This is a genomic window from Xinfangfangia pollutisoli, from assembly GCF_020179405.1.
In the GTDB taxonomy this organism is placed as follows: Bacteria; Pseudomonadota; Alphaproteobacteria; order Rhodobacterales; family Rhodobacteraceae; genus Pseudogemmobacter; species Pseudogemmobacter pollutisoli.
On the sequence record NZ_JAICBZ010000133.1, the window covers coordinates 1 to 6419 of the forward strand.

Here is a 6419-nt window from a genome sequence, read left to right on the forward strand (position 1 = left end):
GCAGGCGCGGGCCCGGTCTGGGGCAGGGGCTGCGGCCCCGGCAGACGGCGCAGCAGGCCCAGCACCGGGCCTTCCGCCCCGCGCGGGCTGCGATTGCCAAAGCTGATCCGAGCGGCAGAGACCATTCCAACCCCGTGGCCCAACCCGCCCAGATTGCGGGCCGGCGGTTAACGCGGGGTTAAGATCTGCCCGACCGCGGCAGGGCGCGGCCGGTTTTTAGCGTGGCTCAGGCGCTGCGACGCGCCTGCATCGCGGCGGCGAACCGGTCGAACAGATAATAGCTGTCCTGCGGGCCGGGGCTGGCCTCGGGGTGGTATTGCACCGAGAAGACCGGCTTGTCTTTCAAGGCGATGCCGCAATTCGTGCCATCGAACAGCGAGACATGGGTTTCGACCACGCCCTTGGGCAGCGTATCGGCATCGACGGTGAAACCGTGGTTCATCGAGGTGATCTCGACCTTGCCGGTGGTCAGATCCTTGACCGGATGGTTCGCGCCATGGTGGCCGTGGTTCATCTTGCGGGTCTGGGCGCCGACCGCCAAGGCCAGCATCTGATGGCCAAGGCAGATGCCGAACACCGGCAGATCGGCCTTCAGCACGCCCTGGATCATCGGCACCGCATAGGCGCCGGTCGCGGCCGGGTCGCCCGGGCCATTCGAAAGGAAGACGCCTTCGGGGTTCAGCGCCAGCACATCCTCGGCCGTCGCGGTGGCGGGCAGGACGGTGACCTCGCAGCCGGCCGAAGCCAGGCAGCGCAGGATATTGCGCTTGGCGCCATAGTCGATGGCCACGACCCGCAGGCCGGGGGTGTCGCGCCGGCTGTAGCCCTCGGGCCAGGCCCAGCGCTTTTCATCCCAGCGATAGCTTTGCGCGCAGGTCACGTCCTTGGCCAGATCCAGCCCGACCAGACCCTTCCAGCCGCGCGCCTTGGCGACCAGCCGCTCGATGTCGAACTTGCCTTCGGGATCATGCGCCAGCGCCACATGCGGGGCGCCCTGCTGGCGGATCGCGCGGGTCAGGCGGCGGGTATCGACGCCGCCCATGCCGATCCGGCCGATCTTTTCCATCCAGGCCTGCAATTCGCCGGTGGCGCGCCAGTTCGACGGCTCGGTCGGGTCCCATTTCACCACCATGCCGGCGGCGGCGGGGGCCGAGGTTTCGTCATCTTCCGCCGTGACGCCGGTATTGCCGATATGGGGGAAGGTGAAGGTCACGACCTGGCCCGCATAAGAGGGGTCGGTCATGATTTCCTGATAGCCGGTCATCGCGGTGTTGAAGACCAGTTCGGCGACGGTTTCTCCGACGGCGCCGAAGCCTTTGCCGTAGAACAGAGAGCCATCGGCAAGGGCCAGGCAGGCGGTAGCATCGCGCGGGGCGGGCATGGACGACTCTCCTATCGGCAAATTGGCGCGAACCTAAAGAGGCTGGCGGGCGGGGTCAAGGGTTTGCGGTAAAAGGAATTTCCTTTGTTTTCAGATGGTTGGCCTTCCGTGCTGCAGTTGCAAAGCCCGGGGCCTTGCGCTATGGTTCGCGCCTTGGAACCCATGGGGATGGCGACCGATGTCTTTGCGCGAGCGTCTGCAGGCCGCTTTGAAAGAAGCGATGAAGGCGAAGGAGGCCGACCGGCTTTCCACGCTGCGGCTGATCAATGCCGCGATCAAGGACCGCGACATCGCCAGCCGCGGCGAGGGCGATGGCGGGTCGGGGGCCGAGGTCTCGGATGCCGAGATCGTGGCGCTGATGGGCAAGATGGTCAAGCAGCGTCAGGAATCGGCGCGCGCCTATGAAGAGGGCGGGCGGCTGGAACTGGCCGAGAAGGAACTGGCCGAAATCAAGGTGATCCAGGAATTCCTGCCGCGGCAGATGACGGCCGAGGAAGTCTCGGCCGCGGTCGAGGCGGCGATGGCGGAAACCGGCGCGGCCAGCATTCGCGACGTGGGCAAGGTCATGGCGGCGCTGAAGGCGAAATATGCCGGCCAGATGGATTTCGGCGCCGTGGGCGCGGTGGTGAAGGCGCGCTTCGGCTGAGCCGGGCCGGCCTTTCGGCCGTCTTTTTCGCGTCTTCCTTGCGTCTTCCTTGCGTCTTCCTTTCGTCTCTGTTTCTGGCGCGCGGAACCCGGGGCGGGTCTTTGCCGTTGATCCGGCGGATCACCGACCGGAGGATGCCGCCATGCCCGCCACATCAAAAGCCCAGCAACGTGCGGCAGGTGCCGCTCTGGCCGCCAAGCGCGGCGAGGCGAAGATCAGCGATCTGAAGGGCGCCTCGCGCGAGATGTTTCGCGACATGACCGAGGCCGAGCTGGAAGACCTGGCCGCCACCCCGCATGACGGCCTGCCCGAACGGGCGCCGGAAGCCGACTGAGGCCCCTTCCTTCTGAGGCACCCCGTTGCGGTCATCCTCGGGCTGGTCTTCGCGTCCCGCGCGAGGCACAGTGCCGGCCATGACTTTCCTGATCTATCCGCTGGCCGCCCTGGCCGAGATTGCCGGCTGTTTCGCGGTCTGGGCCGTCTGGCGCCAGGGCGCCTCGCCGCTGTGGCTGGGGCCGGGGCTTTTGTCGCTGGCGGTCTTTGCCGGGCTGCTGGCGCTGGCCCCGGTCGAGGCGGCGGGGCGGGCCTATGCGGCCTATGGCGGGGTCTATGTGGCGGGCTCGATCCTGTGGCTGTGGCTGGTCGAGGGGCGGACGCCGGATCGCTGGGATGTGATCGGCGGGGCGATCTGCCTGCTGGGGGCGGCGGTGATCCTGTTCGGGCCGCGCGGCGGCTGAGCGGCGCGCCGAGGCGGACAAGGCCGGGGGTTTCACACCCCCGGACCCCCGTGGGATATTTTTGCAGAGAGGAAGGGGGCAGGGGCAGTTAGCGCAGGGCGGCGAGGGCGCGGGTCAGGTCGGCGTGCAGCGCGATGCGTTCCTCTTCCGACAGGAAGGCGCCCAGTTCCACCTCGCGCGGGCCGCCGCGCAGGGTCAGGTAGTTCGGCACCGGGCCGCCCTGCCGGTGCAGATGCGGGCGCACCCAATGCGGATTGGCCTGCCAGTCGCGGCGGCCCTGCCGGTCATGGCGGGTCAGGGTGATGCGGGCGGGGGAAAGGGTCAGCTCTTCAAGGATCTCGCGGTCGCGGCCGTTTTTGCGCAGCGCGACCCAGATCGCGGCGATGGCGGCGGCGAGGAAGGGCAGAAGCGCCCAGAGGACGGGCGAGCCGAGGACGGCCAGCAAGGGCACAGCGATCAGCCCGGCGGTGCCGGCGATGAACCAGACGAAGCCGCGCTGGGTGAGCGGGCGATGGGGCCAGAGGTGAAGGCGGCGGGTTTCTCCGTCGGGGCCGGTCTCGGGCGGGAGCCATTCGTAGGGCATGGGGCGTGGTGTGGCTGCGGTTCCCGGGATTTGACCCGGCAGGGGCGGGAAGCGCAAGGCACCCTGCGCGCCGGCAGGGCAGGGCCCGACCGTGGGGGGGCGGTCGGGCGCTGCCCGGGCGGCTAGCGCCGCTGTTCCCCAGGGCAGGGGTTTTGCGCTGACGGCTGGCAGGCCCGCTTTGCGGACAAAGTTACGATGCTGCGTCGTATTCGATAGGTGAAATCAACTTGTTGAATGCGAGGCCCCTCATTCGTTTCCCCCGCATCGCAGCCGCAAAGGCGTCTCCCACGAGAATGGTTTCGAATATGAAAGCGCCTCGTCTTGCGTCGACCTCCATGATGAAGTCTCGCGATCCGAGCGCGGCGTCCCGATCACCAAGGTGGTCCCTCTCATCAAGAGCCAGGTCAAAGCGGTTTGCCAAGTGATATCTTGGGTTTCCGCACGCCTCGCAGATCGGGCCATGGGCATCCGCCGCCGAGCCAGCTCGGTGCAGGCGGACCCTCTGACGTGGGAGAAATATGAACTGCTTTGAAGAGAGCGGCAGGAAATCCGCGCCTTCCAATTTTTCCTCGTCGTAAACGCGTTTAAACTTTGCGGTCGCGATCCAGAACCCGTCCGAAGTGGCACACAGATCGCCGGTCGTTGCTCTAAACGTGGTGTCCAGGTTGATGGGCTCTACTGACAAAAGCAGGCGACACGCCGGACACCGATGATGCGGGGTCCGATCTGTGATGACTGGCGTTGCGTAGAAGTGGCCGGACAATCGATAGGGCATCACATTCAATCTCCGTACTCACCGATGCCCACTCGATAACTTCGCGGCCACTCTATCAAGCGACCGGCAGCAATGGACTCCATTGCCGCCAATGAGCAGGTGCCCCAAAACCAAAAGGCCCCGGGTTTCCCGGGGCCTTTCGCAACTTAGTGGGCGTGGCTCTTGTCCCAGTCTTCACGCTTCGGCAGCTGCTCGAACGTGTGTTCGGGCGGGGGCGAGGGCAGGGTCCATTCCAGCGTGTCGGCATATTCGTTCCAGTAGTTCTTCTCGGTCACACGGCGACCGGCGAAGAGCGTGTAGAACACGATGCCGATGAACAGCAGGAACGAGGCGAAGGAGATGAAGGCGCCGATCGACGAGAGGTGGTTCCAGTAGGCGAACTGCTCGGGGTAGTCGATATAGCGGCGCGGCATGCCCTGACGGCCCAGGAAGTGCTGCGGGAAGAAGGTCAGGTTCGCACCGATGAACATGAGCCAGAAGTGGATCTTGCCCAGGAATTCGGGGTATTGGCGGCCCGACATCTTGCCGATCCAGTAATAGATCCCGGCGAAGATGCCGAAAACGGCGCCCAGCGACATGACATAGTGGAAGTGCGCGACGACATAATAGGTGTCGTGATAGACGCGGTCGATCGGGGCCTGCGACAGCACGATGCCGGTCACGCCGCCCACGGTGAACAGGAACAGGAAGCCGAAGGCGAACAGCATCGGCGTCTTGAACTCGACCGAGCCGCCCCACATCGTGGCGATCCAGCTGAACACCTTGATGCCGGTGGGCACGGCGATGACCATGGTCGCCAGCATGAAGTAGCGCTGCTGGGTCAGGCTCATCCCCACGGTGTACATGTGGTGCGCCCAGACGACGAAGCCCAGAACACCGATGCCGACCATGGCATAGACCATCGGCAGATAGCCGAAGATCGGCTTCTTCGAGAAGGTCGAGATGACGTGGCTGATGATGCCGAAGGCCGGGATGACGATGATGTAGACTTCCGGGTGGCCGAAGAACCACAGGATGTGCTGATACAGGATCGGGTCGCCGCCGCCTTCGGGCTTGAAGAAGGTGGTGCCGAAATTGCGGTCGGTGATCAGCATGGTGATCGCACCGGCCAGAACCGGCAGCGACAGAAGGATCAGCCAGGCGGTGACGAAGATCGACCAGGCGAACAGCGGCACCTTGTGCATGGTCATGCCCGGTGCGCGCATGTTCAGCATCGTGGTGATCATGTTGATCGCGCCCAGGATCGACGAGGCGCCCGACAGGTGAACGGCGAACAGCGCAAGGTCGGTCGAATAGCCGCCCTCATTGTTCGACAAGGGCGGATACAGGACCCAGCCGATGCCCGAGCCCATCTGCTCATTGCCGCCCGGCGCGAAGACCGAGGCCACGGCCAGCGCGGTGCCGGCGACATAAAGCCAGTAGGACAGGTTGTTCATGCGCGGGAAGGCCATGTCCGGCGCGCCGATCATCAGCGGCATGAAATAGTTGCCGAAGCCCCCGAACAGCGCGGGGATGACGACGAAGAACATCATCAGAATGCCGTGGGCGGTGACAGTCACGTTCCACAGATGGCCGTTCGGCGTGCATTGGTCGACGGTTGCGGCGGTCAGGCGCATGCCTTCCATGCACATGTACTGCACGCCCGGCTCCATCAGCTCCATCCGCATGTAGACGGTGAAGATGACCGAGATCAGGCCGACCAGCCCGCCGGTGAAAAGATAGAGGATCCCGATGTCCTTGTGGTTCGTCGACATGAACCAGCGGGTGAAGAATCCCTTCTCCCCGTGGTCATGGCCGTGAATGGCGGCGTCGGCCATAGGCTGCTCCCGTTGCTGTTCCCTCGCCCGGCCCCTTGTGGCGGAGTCGGATGTCCAAGCTTGGTAATATCTTCGCGAGGCGGCAGGGGCAACGAGGGAAATTGATCTGGATCAACACGAAACGTCGCAGCCGGGGCCGGGGCGGCGGCGGCGGTTCCCTTCCGCGGCGGAAGCTGAGAAGCTGGTGGGCGAGGGCAGGGCAGGCCGGGGCGGGGATACGGGGCGGGGATGGTCACGATACGGGAACTGGGGCCGGGCGACGCGGCGCAGGCGGCGCGGATCTTCTTCTTCGCCGTGCAGGAAGGGACGCGCGATCTGTATTCGGCCGCGCAGCGGCGGGCCTGGGCCGGGGATGCGCCCGATCCGCAGCGCTGGGAAGCGCGGCTGGCCGGGATGCAGGGCTTCGTGGCCGAAGCGGCTGCGGCGCCGGGGGGCGGGGCGGCGCCGGTGGGCTTCATCACCGTCGATGCGACGGGCTTT

7 protein-coding genes and 1 pseudogene are annotated in these 6419 nt (G+C 65.7%); 4 read left to right on the forward strand and 4 right to left on the reverse strand.

What is annotated here, in order from left to right:
• Positions 1-226: 226 nt before the first annotated feature.
• Positions 227-1381 (reverse strand): glutamine-hydrolyzing carbamoyl-phosphate synthase small subunit, encoded by a 1155-nt coding sequence (gene carA / locus K1Y73_RS20940; protein ID WP_225030302.1) that lies wholly within the window; start codon positions 1379-1381, stop codon positions 227-229.
• Positions 1382-1559: 178 nt separating this feature from the next.
• Between carA and K1Y73_RS20945 the strand changes: the two genes are divergently transcribed.
• From K1Y73_RS20945 to K1Y73_RS20955, 3 genes are all read left to right on the forward strand, one after another.
• On the forward strand, positions 1560-2027 hold the full coding sequence (locus tag K1Y73_RS20945; protein ID WP_225030303.1) for a GatB/YqeY domain-containing protein: 468 nt from the start codon (positions 1560-1562) through the stop codon (positions 2025-2027).
• Between the two features lie 142 nt (positions 2028-2169).
• Entirely contained in the window at positions 2170-2361 is a 192-nt protein-coding gene (locus K1Y73_RS20950; RefSeq protein ID WP_225030304.1) for a DUF3008 family protein, read from the forward strand.
• 79 nt (positions 2362-2440) lie between these two features.
• The gene (locus K1Y73_RS20955; RefSeq protein WP_225030305.1) at positions 2441-2764 is read left to right on the forward strand and encodes a YnfA family protein; all 324 of its coding nucleotides are present in this window, start codon (positions 2441-2443) and stop codon (positions 2762-2764) included.
• 88 nt (positions 2765-2852) lie between these two features.
• Here K1Y73_RS20955 and K1Y73_RS20960 read toward each other — a convergent pair whose 3' ends face one another.
• From K1Y73_RS20960 to ctaD, 3 genes are all read right to left on the reverse strand, one after another.
• The gene (locus K1Y73_RS20960) at positions 2853-3347 is read right to left on the reverse strand and encodes a DUF2244 domain-containing protein (RefSeq protein WP_225030307.1); all 495 of its coding nucleotides are present in this window, start codon (positions 3345-3347) and stop codon (positions 2853-2855) included.
• A gap of 190 nt (positions 3348-3537) precedes the next feature.
• Positions 3538-4122 (reverse strand): hypothetical protein, encoded by a 585-nt coding sequence (locus tag K1Y73_RS20965; protein ID WP_225030309.1) that lies wholly within the window; start codon positions 4120-4122, stop codon positions 3538-3540.
• Positions 4123-4268: 146 nt separating this feature from the next.
• Entirely contained in the window at positions 4269-5939 is a 1671-nt protein-coding gene (ctaD, locus tag K1Y73_RS20970; RefSeq protein ID WP_225030310.1) for a cytochrome c oxidase subunit I, read from the reverse strand.
• 228 nt (positions 5940-6167) lie between these two features.
• On the opposite strand from ctaD, the pseudogene K1Y73_RS20975 reads away from it, so the two are divergent.
• Positions 6168-6419, forward strand: a pseudogene (locus K1Y73_RS20975) (GNAT family N-acetyltransferase); the annotation flags it as partial.

Excerpts from the sequence above, each read along its gene's own strand:
- carA (WP_225030302.1), bottom strand. The coding sequence starts at position 1,381 with ATGCCCGCCCCGCGCGATGCTACCGCCTGCCTGGCCCTTGCCGATGGC.
- K1Y73_RS20945 (WP_225030303.1), top strand. The coding sequence starts at position 1,560 with ATGTCTTTGCGCGAGCGTCTGCAGGCCGCTTTGAAAGAAGCGATGAAG.
- K1Y73_RS20950 (WP_225030304.1), top strand. The coding sequence starts at position 2,170 with ATGCCCGCCACATCAAAAGCCCAGCAACGTGCGGCAGGTGCCGCTCTG.
- K1Y73_RS20955 (WP_225030305.1), top strand. The coding sequence starts at position 2,441 with ATGACTTTCCTGATCTATCCGCTGGCCGCCCTGGCCGAGATTGCCGGC.
- K1Y73_RS20960 (WP_225030307.1), bottom strand. The coding sequence starts at position 3,347 with ATGCCCTACGAATGGCTCCCGCCCGAGACCGGCCCCGACGGAGAAACC.
- K1Y73_RS20965 (WP_225030309.1), bottom strand. The coding sequence starts at position 4,122 with ATGCCCTATCGATTGTCCGGCCACTTCTACGCAACGCCAGTCATCACA.
- ctaD (WP_225030310.1), bottom strand. The coding sequence starts at position 5,939 with ATGGCCGACGCCGCCATTCACGGCCATGACCACGGGGAGAAGGGATTC.